The sequence below is a fragment of the Amycolatopsis sp. NPDC005961 genome, assembly GCF_040629235.1.
Classification (GTDB): Bacteria; Actinomycetota; Actinomycetes; order Mycobacteriales; family Pseudonocardiaceae; genus Amycolatopsis; species Amycolatopsis camponoti.
On sequence record NZ_JBEXVF010000002.1, the window covers coordinates 298,479 to 317,837 of the forward strand.

Genomic DNA, 19,359 nt, shown 5'->3' on the forward strand with positions numbered 1-19,359 from the left:
CGTTACACGCCGGTCAGCTCGGCCTCGCCCTCGAACGCCCGCAGCACCTGCTCGGCGGCGGCACGGGCGGCGAGACCCGGCCGGATCGTGCGGTCACCGCCGGGCTGCGGCGCCGGGGCGCCGGCCAGCAGCTCCACCAGCGCCACGGCGAGCTCGCGCACCTTGACGTTGAACTGCTGGCTCGCCCGCCTCAGCGTCTCCCACGCTTCTTCGGGATCGCAGCGGCGCAGGGCGATGACGATACCCTTCGCCTCCTCGAGCGCGGCCCGCGACTGCAGGAGGTCGAGCACCTGCTCGGTCCGGTCGGGCCGGGCCGCTTCGGCGAGGACCAATGCCAGGGCGGTGAGCCTTTCGTAGCGCCGCAACACTTGCACCGTCTCTTCGGTGGCGGGCCGGTCGAGCGCCACCGAAAGTACGAAGCCGTCCTCGGCGTCCCAGGCCGGCAGGGCCGCGACGCCGCGGACGCGCGCCCACCCCGCCGCCAGCTCGGGGTGGCGCTCGATCAGGCCGCTCAGGGTGAGCGACGGCCAGCGTTCGTCGGCGAAGACGTCGGCCGTGACGACCGGCTCGCCGGTGCGGTCGGCGGTCGGGACCGGGCCGCCGAGCCCGTCCAGCTGGGCCGGGACGAAGGCGGCCGCGAGGCCGTGGGTGGCCGCCACCCGCAGCGGCGTTCCTTGCTGGTGCTGGGATACCGCCGCGCCGACGGCGCCCGGAACGTCCGCGGCGATCCGGGCCAGGAGCTCCTCGAGCAGCGCGGTCACCGGCGCGCGCTCGTCCGTCATGGGTCTTACGGTGGTCACGCGATTCTCCTCGACCGAGGTCAGGCCGCCACCCGGGTGGCGGACACGGGGTGGGACGGGTCGCTGCACATCAACATCGGCATCCACCTCCGGAGTGCGGTGGCTCTGGCGTCACCACGCGGTTTTGTTCTAGCATGTCGTCGGAATGATGACAAGAACAGGGTCGTCGAAAGGATGACAGATGGAGGCGCATGATCCCGCTGACGCGTTGCGGCGCGTCCACGACGTGGTCACGGCCGCCCGTGCGGGCACGGCGGAGCAGGATCGGCTGCTGTCCGCGCTGGCCGGCCTGCGCGTGCTGCGCGAGGAGCTCGCGGGCTGGGAGCCGGAGCTGATCACGGCGGCCCGTGCGGCGGGCGCCAGCTGGGTGGCGCTGGCGCCGGCGATGGGGGTGGCGAGCCGCCAGGCCGCGGAACGGCGGTACCTGCGGCTGCAGCCGTCGAACACGGGGGAGAAGACGGGCGAGGCCCGGGTCGACGCGGAGCGCGACCGCCGGGCGGGCGACCGGGCGGTCGCCGGCTGGGCGCGCCGGAACTCGGGGATCCTCCGCCAGCTGGCCGGCCGGGTGAGCGCGTTGGACGGCCTGGGCCCGGCGGCCCAGGAGAGCGCGGACCGGCTGGGGGCGGCCCTGGGCGACGACGACCCGGCGACGCTGCTGCCCCCGTTGGCCGCCGCCCGCCCCCACCTGGCCGACCACCACGCGGGTCTCGCGGAGCAGCTGGGCGAGATCTCGGAGAAGGCGGACCGCCTCCGCCGGGACGCGGCGGGGCAGCGGCGGGCGAAGTACTGAGCCACCGGTTCTCGGGCGACGGCGCCCACCCACGGTCGGCTGAACGGTGTCTGAGCGCGCGCGACAGCGGGTACCACCCGGGCATGGACGACAAGATCCCCGACCGCACGGAGACCCGCGCCGAGCTGCTGCCCGAAGAACAAGCCGCCGACAGCGCCGACCCCGAAGCCCAGGCCCGCGAGGTGCTGAAGGACTCCGACCGCCGCACCGAAAACCCCGAACCCGCCATGCGTCGCCGCCCCGAGGAAACCGCCTGACTACACGGACGTCGAAACCCGTTCCTCCCGCAACGTCAGCACCGCGACCAGCCCGAACGCGGCGACGACGGCGAAGAAGTAGAACCCCCACGGGTAGGCGACCCCGGCCGTGACCAGCGCGCCGGTCACGAACGGCCCGAGGATCGACCCGAGCCGTCCGACCGCCGACGTCAGGCCGAGCGCCGTGCCGCGCAACCGCGCCGGGAACACCTGCGCCACGTACCCGTAGATCAGCACCTGCGCCGAGAACACGAACACGCCGGTCAGCAGCACGACCGTGTTCAGCACGACCGCGTTGCCGATGCGCAGGCTCAGCGCCGCGAGCAGCACCGCGCCCGCGCCGAACCAGATCCGGGCGATCGGGCGGATGCCGAACCGGTCGGCGATCGTGCCCGCCAGCACCAGCCCGAGCACCGCGCCGATGTTGAGCACCAGCAGCAGCGTGATCGACGTCGAAATCGGATAACCCGCCGTCCGCATCAGCTGCGGCAGCCACGTGTTGAGCCCGTAGACCAGCAGCAGCCCCATGAACGACCCGGTCCACACGGCGATGCTGACCCGCCGGAACCGCGGGCCTAGCAAGTCGCGAAGCCCGACGCGTTCGGTGGACGCGTCTTCGCGAGAAGCCAGGTACGCGGCGGATTCCGGCAGCTTCCACCACATCAGCGGCACGGCCAGCAGCCCGACGACCCCGCCGCCGTAGAACAGCAGGTGCCAGTCTTCCTTCGCGGACAGCGCGAGGATCGACGTCAGCACCGCGCCGACGTGATAACCGGTCATGGTGAACGTGCTCGCGCTCGCCCGCCGTCGCGCCGGGAGGTTCTCCGACATCACCGTCAGCGCCACCGGCATGCACGCGCCGAGGCCGAGCCCGGCGACGAACCGGAAGACCCCGAACGTCGCGACGTTCGGCGCCAGCGGCGTCAGCAGGGTGAACAGCGAGAACAGCAGCACCGAGCCGATGAGCATGCCGCGCCGGCCGAAGCGGTCGGTGAGCGGGCCGAGACAGGCCGCGCCGACCGCCACGCCGACCAGTGACACGGTGGCGACCAGGGTCGCGCCGGCCGCGGTGAAGCCGAGGTAGCCGCTCTTCAGCAGGGTCGGGATGGTGGCGCCGAGCGCGACCAGGTCGTAGCCCTCGAGCAGGACGGTCAGCCAGCAGAGGACCGCCGTCCACACGGGACGGGAAGACGTCGTTGTCATGGTTTCCTCAGAACGGGTAGCCCGCGATGTCCGCGCGCACGGTCAGCCATTGGGTTTCGGTGAAGGCCTCGATGTTGGCCTGGGCGCCGCCGAAGCGGGAGCCGTTGCCGGAGTCGCCGACGCCGCCGAACGGCGCGGTGGGCTCGTCGCCGACGGTCTGCTCGTTGATGTGCACCTTGCCCGAGCGGACCTCGTCGGCCAGCGTCATCGCGGTGCCGACGTCGCCGAGGATGCCGACCGACAGGCCGTACTCGGAGTCGTTCACCAGGCGCGCCGCCTCGTCGAGGTCGCGGTAGGCGCGCACCGGCGCGACCGGCCCGAAGATCTCCTCCCGCCACGCCGGGGTGTCGTCGTCGAGTCCGAAGAGGACGGTCGGCGGGTAGAACGGCGCGTCGGGCTTGCCGCCGGCCAGCACGCGAGCGCCGGCCGCGACGCTGCGGTCGACGACGTCGGTGACGTGCGCGAGCTGCCGGTCGTCGATGATCGGGCCGAGCGCGACGTCGCCGGCGGCGGGGTTCCCGACCGGCAGCCGCCGCGCCTTCTCCGCCAGTGCCTCGACGTAGTCGTCCACTTGGGACTCGTGGACGAGGTGGCGGCCGGTCGTCATGCAGATCTGGCCCTGGTGCAGGAACGAGCCGAACGCGCCGGCGGACGCGGCCTTGGCGACGTCGGCACCCGGCAGCACGACGAGCGCGTTGTTCCCGCCCAGCTCCAGGTGCACGCGCTTGAGCGCCCGTGCGGCCGCCTCGCCGACCTTCCGCCCGGCGGCCGTCGAGCCGGTGAACGACACGACCGACACCTCGGGCACGTCGACCACCGCTGCGCCGACGGTGGCGTCACCGGGCAAGAGGTGCAGCAGGCCTTCGGGCAGCCCGGCCTCCTCGAAGACGCGCACGATGCTCACCCCGCCGGACACGGCGGTGCGCAGGTCCGGCTTGAGCAGCACGGCGTTGCCGAGCGCGAGCGCGGGCGCGACCGAGCGGATCGCCAGGATCAGCGGGAAGTTGAACGGCGCGATCACCGAAACCACCCCCGCCGGGACGCGCCGGGCCAGCGACCACCGCGGTTCGCCGGTGCTCAGCACCTCACCGCGGGGGTGCGTGGGCAACGCCGCCGCCTCGAAGCAGATCCCGGCCGCCATCTCCGTCTCGATCCCGGCCTTCGGCCGCGTCGAACCGGCTTCGCGGACGATCCAGTCCTGCACCTCGGCGGCGTGCGTCTCCCACAGCTCGCCGGCTCGGCGCAGCACCGCGGCGCGCTCGCCCGGCTTGCGTCGCGCCCAGTCGCGCTGGGCCTTCGCCGCGTCGACCGCGGCTTTCGCGACGTCGTCCGGGGTCGCGATGCCGACCCGGCCCAGGGTTTCCCCGGTCGCCGGTTCGACGACCGCGTGGGTCCCGCCGCTGCCACTCAGGAACTCGTTGTCCAGCAAGGTCATGATCACTCCGGTGTGGTCGGTTCGGTGTCGACCTGGATCAGCCGGGGGCCGTCCGGGGTCGACTTGAGCTGGGCGTGCAGGTCGTCGAGGCCGGTGACGGTGGTGGCGGGGACGCCGTAGCCGGCGGCGATCGCGGTGAAGTCGAGGCCGGGGATCTCGGTGCCGGGTACGTCCGGCGTCCCGAGCAGCTCACCGAACCACCGCAACGCGCCGTAGACGCCGTTGCGCAGGATCACGAACGTGACCGGGACGCGGTAGTGCGCCGCGGTCCACAACGCCGTGATGCCGTAGTTCGCCGAGCCGTCGCCGATGACGCCGACGACCGGGCGGTCCGGGCTGCCCATGGCGACGCCGACCGCGGCCGGCAGGCCGAACCCGAGGCCGCCGGCGGCGGGGAAGAAGTACGAGCCTTCGCGGCGCAGGTCCATCTGCCGCCACCACGCCGAGTTCGTCGATGTCGATTCGACGACATACCGGGTGCTCTCGGCCTGGGTTTCGCGCAGCGCCGCGAAAACCTGCTCCGGGTGCAGCGCTTTCCCGCCCGTTTTGGGCTCAGGGTTCCCGACGTGGTCGCCGCTCGATCCGCGGCCCGGCACCTTGGCCAGCAGCGCCTCGATCACCGGCGCGGGGTCGGCGACCAGCGCCTCGCCCATCGGCGCCCGGGCCGCCGCGCCGAAGTCGTCGGTCACCTGGATCAGCCGCGTGCCTTCCGGCAGGTACGCGCCGGGCACGTGCTGGTGGTAGCGGAACACCGGCGCGCCGAGGACGAGCACGAGGTCGTGCCCGGTCAGCGCGGCCGACACCGGCGCGATGCCGGCCGGCAGCACGCCGCGGAAGAGCGGGTGCCGGTTGGGAAAGGGCAGCCGGTGCGGCGACGGCGCCACCCAGACCGGCAGGCCGAGGTGCTCGGCGAGCGCGACGATCCGGTCGAACAGGCCGGTGGCGTCGAGGTCCCCACCGAGGACGAGCGCGGGGTTCTTCGCGGTCGCGACGGCCTCGGCGAGGTCGTCGAGCTGGCTTTCGCTCGGCGCGAGCCCCCTTCGGACGCTTCGGTCCAGCGTCACGGCGGCGTTGGCGTCCAGCTCGGCGGCCCAGTCGTCGTAGGGCACCGAGAGGTAGCTCGGCCGCCGGTGCAGCTCGGCCTCGAACACCGCCTGCGCGAGCGAACGCGGGACGTCCTCGGCGCAGCTCGGCTCGCCGGCCCACCCCACGAGGGGGCGCATCAGCTGCGTCGCGTCGACGTTCGCGAGCATCGCCTCCATGCCGATGGCCGCCCGCACCTGCTGGCCCGCGGTGAGCACCAGGGGAGAGCGCGAGTAGACGGCGTTGGTCAGCGCGCCCATCGCGTTGCCCGAGCCGGCGGCGGCGTGCAGGTTGACCAGCACCGGCCGGCCGGTCGCCTGGGCGTAGCCGTCGGCCATCCCGACCACGGCGCCTTCGTGCAGGCCGAGGACGTAGGTGAAGTCGTCCGGCAGCTCGGCGAGGAACGGCAGCTCGTTGGAGCCGGGGTTGCCGAAGATCGTGGTCAGGCCACGGCGGTGCAGGAACTCGTGGGCGAGCCGGCGGGCGGTGGGCATGCGCGGGGTCCTCCTCGGGCGGGTTGGCCCAGACCCTAAGGACGCCGCGCGCTGTGTTCCAATAAATGTTGCCTCGGTCGTTCATAGATGGGATCGATGATGCGGGACTTCGACCTCAACCTGGTGCGCACGTTCGTGCTGCTCTACGAGACCCGCAGCGTGACCGCGACGGCGGAGTCCCTGCACGTCACGCAGCCGACGATCAGCTACAGCCTGCAGAAGCTCCGGCGCCGGTTCTCCGACGAGCTGTTCCGCCGCACCGGCGGCGGCCTGGTGCCGACGACGACCGCCCGCGCGCTCTACGAACCGCTGCACAGCGCGCTGTCCGGCATCGAGACGGCGGTCAGTGGCGCGTGGTCGTTCGACCCGTCGACCGCCCGGACGGCATTCACCCTCTGCCTGTCCGACCTGGGGGAGATCTCGCTGCTGCCCCGCCTGATGGCGGCGCTGCCCGAGCGCGCGCCCGGAGTGACGCTCACGGTCCGCCCCCTCGACGTCGCGGGGGCCGCCGACCAGCTCGGCCGGGGTGAGATCGACGCGTTCATCGCGTCGCCGCTGATCAGCTCCCAGCGCGTGGCGCGGGTCCCGCTGTTTTCCGAGGGTTATCTGGGGATGGTGTCCCGCGACCATCCCCGCCTGGGCCCGTCGGTGTCGTTCGACGAGCTGGCGGCGGAACGCCACGTGACGGTGTTCGGCCCGACCGGCCACGACGGCCCCCGTCGCGCGCTGGAGGCGTACGGGCTGCTCGACCGGGTGGTCCTGGAGGTGACGCGCTTCGCGGCCCTGCCGTACCTGGTCCAGGACGGCGAGCTGGTGGCGATGGTGCCACGGCTGGTGGCGGAGGTGTTCGCGGCCGAACACCGCGTCCGGCTGTTCGAGCTGCCCCTGGAGGTCGAGCCGGCCCAGGTGTCGGTGTACACGCGCCACACGCACGCGCGCAGTCCGGCGCAGCACTGGCTTGTGACATTCATGCGCGAAGTGCTCAGCTGATTTAACACGCATTTTTCTTGGCGCCCCATTCGCGCCTAAAGATCTGGGCCGAACGTGTAGTTGTTCGTGCTGAACCGATCCCGCACTGCCTAGGGTCGATCACGATCCTGACAACCGAGCTAGGGAGGAATCCGGTGAAGCTCGTCCGCCTGGTCAAGAAAGCGCTTCCCAAGAAGAGCCTGAAGGCTTACGCCTGGTACGGCTGGATCTGATCACCGCGGCCGGTCCCGGCCACCGGGACCGGCCCCGTTCCCCCTTCGAGGAGTGCCGAACGTGGTCATCGCCCCCGCCCACCGCGCGGTCGTCTTCGCGCCCCGCCTGGAAGACCTGCTACGTGACCACCGTGACGACGGGCTCTTCCGGCTCGAACCGGACACCGTCGGGATCGCCGACCCGGAGCTGATGGACGCGGTGCTGCGCGCCCGCCCGGCCAACGCGGAGGAACGGCCGACGTTCAAGCCGGTGCTGGGCCGCCCGGTCACCCGCGCCGAGTCCGCGAGCCTCATGCAGGCACTGGGCGCGGACGTCCGAGCGGCGCTGAAGCGGCCCGCCGACCGGCCCGACCTCACCGGCGCGTGGCCGGCCGTGCCCCACGACTACCTGCGCCGATTCGTCTTCGGACCCGAGACGCGCCGGTTCCGCGTGCTCGTCGACCGCCGCCTCGAGCTGACGCCGAAGCTGACGTGGTCGGCCGTCACCGCCGGCGCCGCGCTGGTCCGTCCCCCGGCTCCGGACGTGGAGCTGTCCACCCTCGCGCGGCAGGTCCTGGAAGCCGGCACCCTGGCCGAGCGGCGGTTCCGGATGTACCTCTACCGCCGGGTCGCCGCGCCGATCTGCTTCACCGTGGCCGCCCTGGTCACCAACGCGGTGTGGCTGGGCGCGCCGTTCGACGACGACGTCCCGAACGAGCACGTGATCAACGAGGCGCTGCGGCTGCTGCCGCCGTCGTGGAACATCCTGCGCGTCCGTTCGCCGGAGTTCACCGAGGTCGACGCCCGCATCACCCCCGGCGACGACGTCCTGCTGCTGCCCTTGCTGAGCCACCGCGCACCGAAGCTCTGGGAGGCGCCCGACGAGTTCCGGCCGCGGCGCTGGGCCGAGCTCGACGCCGATCGGCACCCGGGCTACCTGCCGTTCGGGCACGCCACCGAGCGCTGTTGGGGCCGGCACCTGGTGCTGCCGCTGGCGAGCCGCCTGCTCGACGTGGTCCGCGCGGAGGGGCTGGTGCCCGACCCGCACCGCACCCGCGCGCGCGTCGAGCTGGACGGCCTGCTGGAGCTGGCCGACGTGAAGATCGTCAGCCCGCGTCGCAGCGGGCGCCGTTGAGGGTGAAGGCCGTGGGGGCGGGGTTGCCGCGGTCGAAGGCGCCGTTCAAGCCGGTGCTGACGGTCGCGCCCGGCGCGAGGGTGGCGTTGTAGGACTCGGCGTTCACGGTGACGCGGGTGCCGCTCTGGCGGTACTGGCCGTCCCAGCCGTGGGTGACCCGCTGGCCGGCGGTGAAGGTCCAGGAGAGCGTCCACGGCGAGAGCGTCCCGCTGCCCTTGTTGGTGATGGCGACGCCGGCGGTGAAGCCGTCGTTCCACTGGTCGGTGACGGAGAAGCGAACGACGCAGGTGGCGGCCTCGACGGACGGCGCGGCTTTCACGGGCGCCTGGGACGCGGTTTGCCGCAGCACGGTCGGAATCGGGGTAGGAGTGGGTTTGGCGAAGGTGGGCGTCGTCGAGCGCGGAGTCGTCGCGGGCGCAAGAGAGCCCGGCGCGAGTGCGGCCTGCCGCCCGGGTGAGCTTTCGGAGGTGACGGCGATGAGAACAAGGCTGCCGAGCACGACAAGGGCACCACACACGGCGGAGAACCACCGAAGCCGCCGCCCAGCCCGCTGCTGACCCGCGGCGGCGTCACGAGCCCGCTGCTCGAGACGTTCCCGATAGCCATCACCGGTGTCCTCATCCCGAGCACCGGCGGCCTCGACGGGCCCACCGAGCGACCGCGGAGTGGCCCCGGTTTCCCGCAGCAGCTCATCAACGGAGACCTCAAGATCCCGCCGCCGACCGGCACGCACCATCCGGATCCTCCAGTTCCGCGACCCGACCGGCGAATCCTAGAAATCCCGAGGCGCTCTTGTAAACCGCTCAGGTGGACGCCGGTGGCCGGAACGCCCGCCGAGCCCGGGAGGGAGCCGAACAGCCCGTCGCACGCACTGAATCGATGCAGCAGGCTCGAACCGAAGGATGATGCCAGAGTCCCCAGGCGGCCTGATCCAGACCCCCCTGAAGGAGGGGGCGGAGGAGCCGTATACTCTTTCTTCAGCAGGTCCGAGTGGCGGAATGGCAGACGCGCTAGCTTGAGGTGCTAGTGCCCTTAACGGGCGTGGGGGTTCAAGTCCCCCCTCGGACACAGTAATACCCCACGGATCGCGAAACGCGATCTTGAAGCTGGGCTGATCGTAGCCGAGCTCGGACCGATAAACTTCAAACGCCACCCGGCGCCGTCGTAAACGATGATCTTCCCTGATTCGCGCAGGACTGCTGCCACCCGTCTCTGTCGTGGTCGGTCAAGCTCTGTTTTAGCGTGGCCGTCAATGCGTTCATATCCGAGCCGGATGCTGATCTCGTCGACGAGATGGTCTTCGCGGATGTAGAGCGTCTTCGGCCGTTCGTGGTCGGCGCGTTGGTAGGTCGGTCGAACAGACGTGTCCGGCCGTCGCCGGCTGGCCGCGCCGCTCGAATCTGCTGCGCCGCGACGAAGTCTTGCTCCATGAGCAGAGTCGGATGTGCAACGTACGCGGACAGCGTCGGCGTTGACGCTGGGCCGCTGGTGCCGGTGGCGCGGCGGGTCCAGGACTGGCGGCCGGTGTAGCGCGGGTTCGCCAGGATCACCGCGACGGTACGCAGGATCCAGGCGCCGCGGGTCCGGTGGCGGTTGCGGTCCGGGTCGGCACTGGACGGGCAGGGGACACCGCGCTCGTTGAGGTGTCGGGCGATGCTGGCGACGCTGTGCCCGGCGAGCCGTTGCTGGAACATCCAGCTCAGGTGCGGCGCGGTTCGGGGATCGGGAGCGAGCCGTTGCAGCCGTCGGCCCCAGCGCGCGTCGGTGGGGTTGGGATGCGGGCCGGCGTCGACGAGACGGTAGCCGTAGGGCGGGCGTCCGCCGAGGTAGCGACCCTGCAGGGTGGCCTGGTTGTGCATCGCCGCCAGGACTCGATGCCGGGCACGTAGGACCTCGCGTTCGGGATTGGGTTGCCCGCAAGGCCAGCAGAGATCTGTGATCGCGGTTTCCTAGATCGACCGGACCTCCTGTCTCGGGCAGCCACAGCTGGATGCCGTGCCGGGTGCACCAGGTGTAGAGGGTGGCGAATTGGGTGCCGGTGAAGGCGCGTTCGTACTCGCCGACCACGATCGCATCGACGGAGCGTTCCGGGGCTGAGATCGAGGCAATCAGCTGAGCGGCCTGCGGTCGCTGCTTCCAGGGGATGCGGCGTGAGGTGCCGGTGTCAAAGAAGGCGGCGACGATCTGGCCGTGTCCGGCGATGAGGTGCTCGGCCATGTCGCGCTGCCAACTCTGTGACGACACACGATCTTGATGACGTGTGGTCGAGGTGCGGTCGTAGAACGCGAATCGCAAGCCACTGCTGTGCTCGCCGCGAGCTGCAGATCATGCACGAGCGATCGGGGAGGAGCAGGGCATTCGTGCGGCGGCTCGGCCGATCCTCAACGAGCTGGTGCGGCTGCGCCCCTGTGCCCGGCTCGGGGTCGCGTTGCCGAGCGACCGCTGGTCAGGGTGCTGCGGCAGGTGACCCTCTACTTGACGGATGACGATGTTCGGGAATGCGCGCAGGCCTGGGCCGCCGAACTCGTTGGACAGGAGACCGAGATCCTGATCGGGCACTCCCTGGGCTCGGTGGTGGCTTACGAGGCCGTCCATCGGCTCGGCCGCCCTTTGCTGCGGTTAGTCGCTCTCGGCTCACCGTTGGGCACCCGGACGATCGTGTATAAACGCAGCCGCCGGCGGTGCCCGACGGTCTTGCCCGCTGGCTCAACGTCGCCGACAGGGACGACCTGGTCGCAGCACGCCCCGACCTGACGGCACTTTCCCGGCGCGGACGGCGTGCTGGAGAGCGGCTACACGGTGGACAACTCTTCGAATCGAGCTTGGCCGAAGACTGGCGCCGCGAGATCCTCGAACTGTCCACATCGGATCGCATCGGGGTCGTCAACCCGGATGTGGCCCCGCACATCACCGCCGTCGCGCTCCAGGTGAACCGACGGGAACCGAGCCGGCCGGTCGATCTCGACGTCCGGCCCGGTTGATCGGGCGGTCGCCGACGACCTTCCGTGAGTACATCCGGATCGGTTCCCTGGCCGATTGAGTCGTCGCCCCATGTGGACAGGGGCGAACGATCGGCCGGAGGCGCCGGTTTCCGTCATCGCCTGGCACGACGCGAGCGAGGCGCCCGGGTTGCGAAATCGGCCAGTGTCAGCTTGACCGCGTCGTAGGGAGCGGGACTGTGACGAGCGCGCGAGGTGATCATCGCCCCTTCGACACCCGCGATCACGGCGTCGGCGAGGGAGCGCGCCGCCGCCTGCTCGACGCCGAAGGTGATGAAGTGGAACGCGAGCCGGTCGATCATCTCGGAGAACGTTCGCCGGCCGGTTTCGCCGACTTCCGCCGAGTCCCGCGTCGCGCCTTCGGTCACCAGTGGGGCGATCGCGCAGCCCCGTGCGTAGCCGCTGGCCACCATGCCGTCGCGGCCGAGGTCGAGGTAGCGTTCGACCAGCTCGGCCGCCGAGGTCGCCTGCTCGGCCGCGCGGTCGATGATCTCGACCTGCTCGTACGCGTGGGCCTCGGCTGCCTCCGTCGCCAGTTGCGTTTTGCCGTCGGGAAAGTGGAAGTACACCGAGCCGCGGGGCGCCCCGCTGAGCCTGAGCACGTCGGAGAAGGCCGTCGCGTGGTACCCCCGCTCTCGCATCAGCTGCTTGGCCGCCTGCACCATCTTCGCCTTGGCATCCGAGCGCGCACCCACGGCTGCCCCACCTCCCGCAACAACATGTATGACTGCCGGCATACTACGTGCGGCGGGGTCCGGCGTTCCACCACGTGGCCAGGTCCTTGGCGACCGCACCCGCCTGCTGGGCGCCGGCGGTTTCGGCGATCTTCACGAACCGGGGGTTCATCAGATCCGCGACCGTTCCGTAGAACGGTTCCGCGGTGATCACCGTGACGTGGTAGCCGTGCTCGACGAGGATGGTCTCCTCGCGGGCGAGGTTGCCGTTCGGCAGGGGAGCCAGCACGAGCACCCGGCCACGTCGCGCGGAGCCGATGTCGAGGACCAGATCGGCGTTGGTACCGGACCGCACGGCGCCGTCGACCCAGACCGACCCGGCCAGCGCGACCGGCGGTGCGGCACCCGGCGCCGCGGTGGAGCACGACACCGCGGCGGCGAGGGAGCTGCCGTCGGTCGCCGACCAGGCCTTGGCCACTCCGGTGCCGGCATCCACCGACGTCACCCTCAGCCGTTCGGGCCACGGCCCCTCGGGCAGCGTCGCACTCCACAGCGCTTCGGCCTGTTCCGCGGGGATCGGCGGGATGGCGGCGATCGCCGCCCGGCCGATGCTCCGGGCGGACTCGGCGTCCCGAGTGGATCCGGCCACGACCCGGCGCAGGAGCTCCCGGTCGCCGTAACCGGACTCGGTGTTGCGCGCATGCCATTCGGCGCGATCGAGCATCCGCCGGGGCAAGGTCGAGAGGCCGTCGGGCTGCATCGTGAGCCAGGCGCCCACCACCGACCCGGCCGAGGTGCCCAGCACCACCTCGAATTCGGCCGGCGACAGTCCACTGGAGACCAGCTCGTGCAGCAGCGCCGACGTCCACGCGACGCCGACCGGTCCACCGCCGCCCAGCACGAGGGCGTTCATCGAAGTCATCGGCCGCTACCAGTCGAGTTCGGCCGGCAGGAACGGCGCGGTTTCGGGAGCTTCTTTGCGGGCCTTCAGCAGCTGCTCGGCCGGTGCGCCGACGGGCACGCGCAGCGGGGGATCGGAGCGCTCGATCGTGTCGGCCACCGCGGCGGCAACCTCCTGCGGAGTGATGACGTCGCCGCGGAGGACGCCGAGCTGCTCGAGCAGGGGGAGGTAGGGGTCGTCGTCGGCGAAGAAGGACTTGGCCCCGGCGGCGCCGTCCGTGGCCACCGCGCCGGGCTGGACGATGCTCACCCGGACTCCGAAGTGGCCCGCCTCCAGGGCCAGTCCCTCGGCGATGGCCTCCAGCGCCCACTTGCTCGCGCCGTACGGGGCGATGATCGGCAGCACCACCCGGCCCTGAACGCTGGAGACGAACACCAACCGTCCCGCGCCCCGCGCACGCATCTGCGGCAGCACCCCCTGCGCCACCCGCAGCGCGCCCAGGGTGTTGAGCCGGAAGAGGTTCTCGACCTCGGCGAGCGGCACGCTCTCGAGCGGCGCGCGCACGGTCGCGCCGGCGTTGCTGACCAGGACGTCGATCTCGCCGGCGGCCACGATCGCCCGGTCGACACTGTCCTGATCGGTCACGTCCAGCCGGAGCTGCTGGTCGACGGGCAGGCCGGCCAGCATTTCCGGCTGACGGGCGGTGGCGACGACCCGGTGGCCCCTGGCCGCCAGTTCGACCGCGATGGCGCGGCCGATTCCCTTGGACGCGCCGGTGATGAGCACGGACGACATGGCGGATCTCCTCGGTTCGAGCGGTGCCGGGTGACCGCCGACCTCTCGATACTATGTCGTACGGCATACCTGTCAACTAGGTCCGGCGAAGCGGTGTACCCCCGGTCGGCCTTCAGAGGACGGGATGCCGGTCGCGGACCGGGCTCAGTGTCTCCAGCAGCGCGGCGAGGTGCAGGATCGTCGATTCCGCGTACCAGCAGGCTGCCAGCTGCACGCCGATCGGCAGGCCCGTGGTGGTCGTCCCGAACCGCATGGACAGGGCGGGGAGCCCGGTCAGGTTGAACGGGACGGTCGCCGACATCACGTGGAAGATGCTCAGCGTCCGGCCTTCGAGGGTGAGCTTCGTGGTCCCGTGCTCCTGCGCGGGGACCGTGGTCACCGGGAGCAGCAGCGCGTCGTGCTGCCGGAAGTACGCCGCGAAACCGTCCCGGAGCCGCTCGACGCCCTGCTCGGCCCGCACGTAGTCCGTCATGGACGTCTCGGGTGCGTCGCGCATGTACTTCGAGGCCACGTACATCCGGTCCTCGTGACCCGCGGTGGCCTCCGCGTAGGCCGGCTTCACTTCCATGACGTGCTGCAGCGTGAACAATTCGAGCGGGTTGTCGCGCTCGAAAGCCGGGATGCGCACGGCTTCGACGTGGACCCCGGCACCCTGCAGTGCTTCGGCGGCCGCCGCCACGGTAGCCGCCACTTCGGCGTCGACCGGGCCGAGCCCGGAGTCGACCAGCCAGCCGACGCGGACGGGCCGCGCCGGCGAGCCGCCCAAGCCGGCGTCGAACCCGGCCGGGACGGTGGAGGCGAAGCCGTCGGCGCCGTCGGGACCGGCCAGCAACGAATACGCCAGTGCGAGGTCGCGGATGCTGCGGGCCATGGGCCCGGCGTGCCAGTCGCGGCGCGGCTCACGCGGCCAGGCGCCCGTCATCGGGATGCGTCCGTGCGTCGGCTTGAGCGCCGCGATGCCGGTGTTGGCCGCCGGTCCGCGCACCGAGATGGCCAGGTCGCTGCCGAGGCCGAGCGGCGACATCCCGGCCGCGATCGCCCCGGATTCCCCGCCGCTCGAGCCGCCCGCCGTGCGGGTGAGATCCCAGGGGTTGTTCGTCTCGCCCGTGAGGAGGTTGTCGGAATCGACGGCGTAGGAGAACTCCGGGAGGTTGGTCTTCGCCAGGAGGATCCCGCCGGCGTGCTTCAGCCGCGCCACCGCGGTGGCGTCCGTGTCCGGCACGCGGCCCGCGAAGATCGGCGAACCGCGCTGGGTGAGCACCCCTGCCGTGTCGAAGGAGTCCTTCACCGTGAAGGGAACGCCGTGCAGTGGCCCCACTTCCGCGCCCGACGCGAGTTCGTCGTCCGCGGCCTTCGCGGCCTCCAGCGCACCGTCCGCGAGCGTGACGATGGCGTTGACCTTCGGATTGGTGGCCTCGATCCGGTCGAGGTGCGCCCGCACCACCTCCACGGAAGAGACCTTCTTGGTGCGGATCAGCTCGGTGAGTGCGGTCGCGTCGGACCAGATGAGCTCGGTGGACATGCCTCTCCTTATTAGACCGGTTTACTAGTTGACGACCCACGGCGTGTCGCGGGCCGGAGCGGTTCGTCAGACGTGCAGGACGCGGCGCGTGACCGCCATCGCGCGGTCGAGCTGGCGGGGGTGGCCGTGGATCTTCGCGATCATGCTTGCCCCGAGCCACAAGTCGTAGAGGATCTCGGCCGTTGCATGAGGGGTGTCGTCGATCGACAACGACCCGTCCGCGACGCCGCCGGCGATCATCCGTTCCAGCCGGCCGACGATCGCGGCGGTCCCGGACTTCGTCGTGGCCCGCATCGCTTCCGACAGATCCGCGATTTCCGCGCCCAGCTTGACGACCAGGCATCCGCCCTGGCAGTGGTCCGCCGTTTGCGTGTCGTAGAAGTACTGCCAGTACTCCATGACGTGCTCGGCCGCGCTCTTCTCCGCCTGGGCGACGATGCGGTCCATCGTCGCGAAGTAGTCGTCGAAGTAGCTTTTCATCATTGCCTCGCCGAAGGCGTCCTTAGACTCGAACCAGTGGTAGAACGACCCCTTCGGCACACCGGCGTCGGCCAGCACTTCGTTGATGCCGACCGCGGCGTACCCCTTGACCAGGACGATCCGCCTTGCGGCGTCCAGCAGGCTCCGGCGCGTGTCCATTTTCGAGGCGGGCATGCCGCGACGCTACCCGGCAATTAGACCAGTCGTCTAGTAAGTGCTTTTGTGGCCCCGATCACCTCTTTGAAATTCTGAGTTGTTCAACTCAGAATGGGTCGGCCTGGAGTTTCTGCGACGAGGAGACGTGATGCGACGGTCGGACTGGAAGTCGGTGCTGGACGCCGCCGGCGCGGCGGCGCTGGGACACCTCGACTCGCTGGCCGACCGGCCGGTGCTGCCCTCGGCGGACTACGAGGCGATCCATGCGGTGCTGGACCGGCCGTTGGCCGCGGGCGGCATCGAGGCTCGGCAAGTGATCAGCGAGCTCGCCGACGACCTCGAGCCGTACATCACCGCGCAGGCCGGTGGGCGCTACTTCGGCTTCGTCGTGGGGGGCCTGCACCCGGCGGCTTTCGGAGCGGAGCTGCTCGTGACGGCTTGGGACCAGAACGCGCCGATGTTCGCCGGAGCGCCGGGAGTGGCGGTGGCGGAGGAAGTCGCGGCGCGCTGGCTGGTCGACCTGCTGGGCCTGCCGCAGCAGAGTTCGGTGGGATTCGTCACCGGTGGCCAGATGGCGACGTTCACCGGCCTGGCCGCCGCCCGCCACGAGGTGCTGCGCGAAGTGGGCTGGGACGTCGAGGCTCGTGGCCTGCCCGGTGCCCCGCCGGTGACGGTGGTGGTCAAGACCGGTGCGCACGCCACCGTGCTGCGGGCACTGCGGTTCCTCGGGCTTGGCGAGCAGGCGCTGGTCACGGTGGCGTGCGACGACGAAGACCGCATCCGGCCGGACGCGCTGCGAGAGGCGTTGGCCACGATCCACGGGCCGACGATCGTCGTGGTGGAGTCCGGAAATGTGAACACGGGAGCCTTCGACGACTTCGACGCGGTCGCCGACCTGGCCGATGAACACCGGGCCGCCGGCAACCCGACCTGGGTGCACGTCGACGGCGCGGTGATGCTGCTGGCCGCCGCGTCCCGGTCCATGGCCGGGCGGGTGGCCGGGCTCGACCGGCTGGACTCCTGGTCGACCGACGGCCACAAGCTGCTCAACGTCGCCTACGACTGCGGCATCGCGATCTGCCGCAACGCCGCCGCGCACCGGGCCGCGATGAGCGTGCAGGCCGCCTATCTCGAGCAGGACTCCGGCGCTCGCGATCCGCTGGGTTGGGGCCCCGACTTCTCCCGCCGCGCCCGGGGTGTGCCCGTCTACGCCACCCTGCGCGCCCTCGGTCGCGACGGCGTCGCCGAGCTGGTCGAGCGCGTGACGACGCTGGCCCGTCGCTTCGCCGACGCGCTCACCGCGAGCGGTCGGGCCGAGATCGTCAACGACGTCGTGTCCAACCAGGTCCTCGTGCGCTGGCTCGCCCCGGACGGCGACCACGGCCGCCTGGCCGACGCGGTGATGACCGGGGTCCGGACCGAAGGCCGCGCTTTCTTCACCGGCACGACCTACCGCGGGGAACGCCTGATGCGGATCTCGGTGTCGGACTGGGCCACCGACGAAGACGACGTAGACCAGGCGCTGGAAGCGTTGCTTCGCCACGCCCGTCTCGCCACCGGTGTGGCGACCGAGGCGAGTTGAGGCGGGCCGGGGACGACGGCCACACTGGACCGGTGAACTCGGAACCGGAAACCACGCGGTCCGGCCGCCCCTTGGGGTTCGACCGGGCCGAGATGCTCTCGCGTCTGATGAAGCTGTTCTGGCAAACGGGTTTCGAACGCGTCACCCAGCAGCAGATGGCCGCCGTGACCGGCCTGTCGACTTCCAGCCTGTACAACACGTTCGGCACGAAGGCCGAGATCTACCGCGAAGCGATGGCCGACTACCTGCGTGGCATGCGGGCCGTCCTGGAGCCGCTCGAACACGGCCGCCGAGGCAGCGAAGACGTGCTGGAGATGCTCTCGCGCACGAAGGCCGTACTCGACAGCGCACAGGGAAAATTCGGCTGCATGGCCGTGACAGCGATGACGGATCCGGTCGACGAGCAGGTCGCGCGGGCGACCGGCGAGTACCGCGAACAGCTGCGGGCCGGATTCCTCGCCGTCGCGAAACGAGCCCGTGAGCTCGGTGAAGCCGCGCCGGAGCCGGTGCTCGCGGCCAACCTGATGACCGCGGCCGTGTTGGGCACCCTGACCGTCGCCCGGGCCGCCCCGGAAAGCAACGAACTGGCGGCGCAGCTGGACGCGTTGCGGGACTTCGTCAACGGCTGGCGCCCGGGTCTTGCGCACGGCGTCGCCGGATAGGCTCGGGACTCGCCCCCTGAGTCGCCGCGGTCCGCCGAGGGGCTGGTGAAACGGTCAGGGACGGGCGTGGGCCGGCAGGTCGCGGAGCGGCATCCGGCCGGTTGGCCGGCAGCGGGCGGGCCGAAGATGGTGGTGCCGACCACGTCCGGCAACGACGAGCTCGTCCGCTGTGGCCGAAACCCGGTTACGGCCCGAAGGGTTCGGCGCCGCAGATTCCGTCTGGTGCGGACGTGAGCAGGCCCCGGACGAACCGGCTTCAGCGGAGCCGGACGTCGCGGCGGTATCGCTGCCGCCCGGTCGGTGGCGTGGGGTGCGCTCGCCCGCTTCGAGCCAGATGTCCTGCACCACCTCGCGATCGTGGGCAAAGATGGTCAAAGCGGCTGGGACGAGCCTGGCAGCACGGTTCCGGCCTGGAACGTCGTCCCGTGGGACAGCGCGTACCTGGACTCTCTGGAGTACCAGTGGGAGCTGGCGGTCGAGTTCTGGCGGCGAATCGACGCGCTCGCTGTCGAGCACGGCGGTGGAGGACCTGGGCGAGCTGGTCTTCCACGCGGCGTTGACGGTGTTGGACGGCCGGATCACCTATGCCGGCCCGGCGAGCGAGGCACCGCCGCCGCCACGGGGTGTTCCGGTCATCGACGGCCGGGGTGGCACGCTGTTGCCCGGCTTTTTCGACTGCCACGTCCACCTCGGAATGCCGTCGGAGCAGTCGTTGGTGGAACACGCACTCACGACGAACGACGTGATGCGGGTGCTTGGGACCGTGCGGCGGATGCGACTGACTCTGGATGCGGGCATCACCTCGGCGCGTGACCTGGGAGCCTTGCCCGCGGCCTACCGCGACGGCGACGACGACCAGATCGTCCCCTACGCCGACTCGGGACCGCTCTCGGCCAAGCTGCTGCCCCAACGGCACCCTCAAGACCTACGCCGGGTTCCCGCACGGCATGCCCACCACCCAGGCCGACACGATCAACGCCGACCTGCTCGAGTTCATCCGGTCCTGACAAACGGTGCACGAACTCGGCCGTGCCCGGGTGCCCCGGCGGGACACAGGCTCGTCGCGGTGCGGACAGGAGGGTGGCGGGCTGCCCGGCCTTAGCGCGGCCCCGGGGCAGCGAAGCAAGGTCCCGTTCGTAGGTCCGAGCGCTTGCAATGAGGCGCTCGACGACCGGGCCGAGGAACGCCCCCGAGCCGCACGACGGCTCCA

19 protein-coding genes, 1 tRNA gene and 1 pseudogene are annotated in these 19,359 nt (G+C 71.1%); 10 read left to right on the plus strand and 11 right to left on the minus strand.

What is annotated here, in order from left to right; translation table 11 throughout:
- Positions 1-2: 2 nt before the first annotated feature.
- Entirely contained in the window at positions 3-800 is a 798-nt protein-coding gene (locus ABZ342_RS03280) for an ANTAR domain-containing protein (RefSeq protein ID WP_360468384.1), read from the minus strand.
- Between the two features lie 181 nt (positions 801-981).
- Between ABZ342_RS03280 and ABZ342_RS03285 the strand changes: the two genes are divergently transcribed.
- On the plus strand, positions 982-1,590 hold the full coding sequence (locus tag ABZ342_RS03285; RefSeq protein ID WP_360468385.1) for an HSP18 transcriptional regulator: 609 nt from the start codon (positions 982-984) through the stop codon (positions 1,588-1,590).
- A gap of 83 nt (positions 1,591-1,673) precedes the next feature.
- Entirely contained in the window at positions 1,674-1,847 is a 174-nt protein-coding gene (locus tag ABZ342_RS03290) for a hypothetical protein (protein WP_196425606.1), read from the plus strand.
- Here ABZ342_RS03290 and ABZ342_RS03295 read toward each other — a convergent pair whose 3' ends face one another.
- From ABZ342_RS03295 to mdlC, 3 genes are read right to left on the minus strand one after another with little or no spacing between them, the layout of a single operon-like run.
- Positions 1,848-3,050, minus strand: coding sequence for an aromatic acid/H+ symport family MFS transporter (locus tag ABZ342_RS03295; protein WP_360468386.1), 1,203 nt, complete (start codon positions 3,048-3,050; stop codon positions 1,848-1,850).
- A gap of 7 nt (positions 3,051-3,057) precedes the next feature.
- Positions 3,058-4,485: a benzaldehyde dehydrogenase gene (locus tag ABZ342_RS03300; RefSeq protein ID WP_360468387.1), complete on the minus strand. Its 1,428-nt coding sequence runs from the start codon at positions 4,483-4,485 to the stop codon at positions 3,058-3,060.
- Between the two features lie 2 nt (positions 4,486-4,487).
- The gene (gene mdlC, locus ABZ342_RS03305) at positions 4,488-6,062 is read right to left on the minus strand and encodes a benzoylformate decarboxylase (protein ID WP_360468388.1); all 1,575 of its coding nucleotides are present in this window, start codon (positions 6,060-6,062) and stop codon (positions 4,488-4,490) included.
- A gap of 96 nt (positions 6,063-6,158) precedes the next feature.
- Here mdlC and ABZ342_RS03310 point away from each other — a divergent pair, with 96 nt between their 5' ends.
- The 3 genes from ABZ342_RS03310 to ABZ342_RS03320 all read left to right on the plus strand — a co-directional run bounded on the left by ABZ342_RS03310 (position 6,159) and on the right by ABZ342_RS03320 (position 8,378).
- A complete protein-coding gene (locus tag ABZ342_RS03310; protein ID WP_360468389.1) occupies positions 6,159-7,052 on the plus strand; it encodes a LysR family transcriptional regulator in 894 nt (297 codons plus the stop codon).
- Between the two features lie 134 nt (positions 7,053-7,186).
- Entirely contained in the window at positions 7,187-7,264 is a 78-nt protein-coding gene (locus ABZ342_RS03315; RefSeq protein WP_225440239.1) for a tryptorubin family RiPP precursor, read from the plus strand.
- A gap of 61 nt (positions 7,265-7,325) precedes the next feature.
- Entirely contained in the window at positions 7,326-8,378 is a 1,053-nt protein-coding gene (locus ABZ342_RS03320) for a cytochrome P450 (protein WP_360468390.1), read from the plus strand.
- On the opposite strand, the gene ABZ342_RS03325 is transcribed toward ABZ342_RS03320, so the two are convergent.
- Positions 8,350-8,727 carry a cellulose-binding domain-containing protein gene (locus ABZ342_RS03325; RefSeq protein ID WP_360468391.1) on the minus strand — a complete coding sequence of 126 codons (378 nt, stop codon included), beginning with the start codon at positions 8,725-8,727 and terminating at the stop codon, positions 8,350-8,352. The genes ABZ342_RS03320 and ABZ342_RS03325 overlap by 29 nt on opposite strands.
- A 635-nt stretch (positions 8,728-9,362) precedes the next feature.
- On the opposite strand from ABZ342_RS03325, the gene ABZ342_RS03330 reads away from it, so the two are divergent.
- Positions 9,363-9,446: transfer RNA gene (locus ABZ342_RS03330), tRNA-Leu, on the plus strand.
- 74 nt (positions 9,447-9,520) lie between these two features.
- On the opposite strand, the gene ABZ342_RS03335 is transcribed toward ABZ342_RS03330, so the two are convergent.
- Complete coding sequence (locus tag ABZ342_RS03335) at positions 9,521-10,237, minus strand: recombinase family protein (RefSeq protein WP_360468392.1); 717 nt, start codon at positions 10,235-10,237, stop codon at positions 9,521-9,523.
- Positions 10,238-11,059: 822 nt separating this feature from the next.
- Here ABZ342_RS03335 and ABZ342_RS03340 point away from each other — a divergent pair.
- A complete protein-coding gene (locus ABZ342_RS03340) occupies positions 11,060-11,359 on the plus strand; it encodes a hypothetical protein (protein WP_360468393.1) in 300 nt (99 codons plus the stop codon).
- 113 nt (positions 11,360-11,472) lie between these two features.
- Here the strand turns inward: ABZ342_RS03340 and ABZ342_RS03345 are convergent, their stop codons facing one another.
- The 5 genes from ABZ342_RS03345 to ABZ342_RS03365 all read right to left on the minus strand — a co-directional run bounded on the left by ABZ342_RS03345 (position 11,473) and on the right by ABZ342_RS03365 (position 15,923).
- On the minus strand, positions 11,473-12,042 hold the full coding sequence (locus ABZ342_RS03345) for a TetR/AcrR family transcriptional regulator (RefSeq protein WP_360468394.1): 570 nt from the start codon (positions 12,040-12,042) through the stop codon (positions 11,473-11,475).
- Between the two features lie 73 nt (positions 12,043-12,115).
- A complete protein-coding gene (locus tag ABZ342_RS03350; RefSeq protein WP_360468395.1) occupies positions 12,116-12,973 on the minus strand; it encodes a patatin-like phospholipase family protein in 858 nt (285 codons plus the stop codon).
- 6 nt (positions 12,974-12,979) lie between these two features.
- Positions 12,980-13,747: an SDR family oxidoreductase gene (locus tag ABZ342_RS03355; RefSeq protein WP_360468396.1), complete on the minus strand. Its 768-nt coding sequence runs from the start codon at positions 13,745-13,747 to the stop codon at positions 12,980-12,982.
- Between the two features lie 112 nt (positions 13,748-13,859).
- Positions 13,860-15,269, minus strand: coding sequence for an amidase (locus tag ABZ342_RS03360; protein ID WP_360468397.1), 1,410 nt, complete (start codon positions 15,267-15,269; stop codon positions 13,860-13,862).
- 66 nt (positions 15,270-15,335) lie between these two features.
- On the minus strand, positions 15,336-15,923 hold the full coding sequence (locus ABZ342_RS03365) for a TetR/AcrR family transcriptional regulator (RefSeq protein WP_360468398.1): 588 nt from the start codon (positions 15,921-15,923) through the stop codon (positions 15,336-15,338).
- Positions 15,924-16,053: 130 nt separating this feature from the next.
- Between ABZ342_RS03365 and ABZ342_RS03370 the strand changes: the two genes are divergently transcribed.
- The 3 genes and pseudogenes from ABZ342_RS03370 to ABZ342_RS03380 all read left to right on the plus strand — a co-directional run.
- Complete coding sequence (locus ABZ342_RS03370) at positions 16,054-17,487, plus strand: pyridoxal-dependent decarboxylase (RefSeq protein ID WP_360468399.1); 1,434 nt, start codon at positions 16,054-16,056, stop codon at positions 17,485-17,487.
- A 32-nt stretch (positions 17,488-17,519) separates the two neighbouring features.
- Positions 17,520-18,149, plus strand: coding sequence for a TetR/AcrR family transcriptional regulator (locus ABZ342_RS03375; RefSeq protein ID WP_360468400.1), 630 nt, complete (start codon positions 17,520-17,522; stop codon positions 18,147-18,149).
- Positions 18,150-18,993: 844 nt separating this feature from the next.
- A pseudogene (locus tag ABZ342_RS03380) lies at positions 18,994-19,156 on the plus strand (alpha/beta hydrolase); the annotation flags it as partial.
- Positions 19,157-19,359 lie beyond the last annotated feature (203 nt).

Bases quoted from the DNA above. Each gene is read 5' to 3' on its own strand.
- ABZ342_RS03285 (WP_360468385.1), top strand. From the start codon at position 982: ATGGAGGCGCATGATCCCGCTGACGCGTTGCGGCGCGTCCACGACGTG.
- ABZ342_RS03290 (WP_196425606.1), top strand. From the start codon at position 1,674: ATGGACGACAAGATCCCCGACCGCACGGAGACCCGCGCCGAGCTGCTG.
- ABZ342_RS03295 (WP_360468386.1), bottom strand. From the start codon at position 3,050: ATGACAACGACGTCTTCCCGTCCCGTGTGGACGGCGGTCCTCTGCTGG.
- ABZ342_RS03300 (WP_360468387.1), bottom strand. From the start codon at position 4,485: ATGACCTTGCTGGACAACGAGTTCCTGAGTGGCAGCGGCGGGACCCAC.
- mdlC (WP_360468388.1), bottom strand. From the start codon at position 6,062: ATGCCCACCGCCCGCCGGCTCGCCCACGAGTTCCTGCACCGCCGTGGC.
- ABZ342_RS03310 (WP_360468389.1), top strand. From the start codon at position 6,159: ATGATGCGGGACTTCGACCTCAACCTGGTGCGCACGTTCGTGCTGCTC.
- ABZ342_RS03335 (WP_360468392.1), bottom strand. From the start codon at position 10,237: ATGCACAACCAGGCCACCCTGCAGGGTCGCTACCTCGGCGGACGCCCG.
- ABZ342_RS03345 (WP_360468394.1), bottom strand. From the start codon at position 12,042: ATGGTGCAGGCGGCCAAGCAGCTGATGCGAGAGCGGGGGTACCACGCG.
- ABZ342_RS03350 (WP_360468395.1), bottom strand. From the start codon at position 12,973: ATGACTTCGATGAACGCCCTCGTGCTGGGCGGCGGTGGACCGGTCGGC.
- ABZ342_RS03355 (WP_360468396.1), bottom strand. From the start codon at position 13,747: ATGTCGTCCGTGCTCATCACCGGCGCGTCCAAGGGAATCGGCCGCGCC.
- ABZ342_RS03360 (WP_360468397.1), bottom strand. From the start codon at position 15,269: ATGTCCACCGAGCTCATCTGGTCCGACGCGACCGCACTCACCGAGCTG.
- ABZ342_RS03365 (WP_360468398.1), bottom strand. From the start codon at position 15,923: ATGCCCGCCTCGAAAATGGACACGCGCCGGAGCCTGCTGGACGCCGCA.
- ABZ342_RS03370 (WP_360468399.1), top strand. From the start codon at position 16,054: ATGCGACGGTCGGACTGGAAGTCGGTGCTGGACGCCGCCGGCGCGGCG.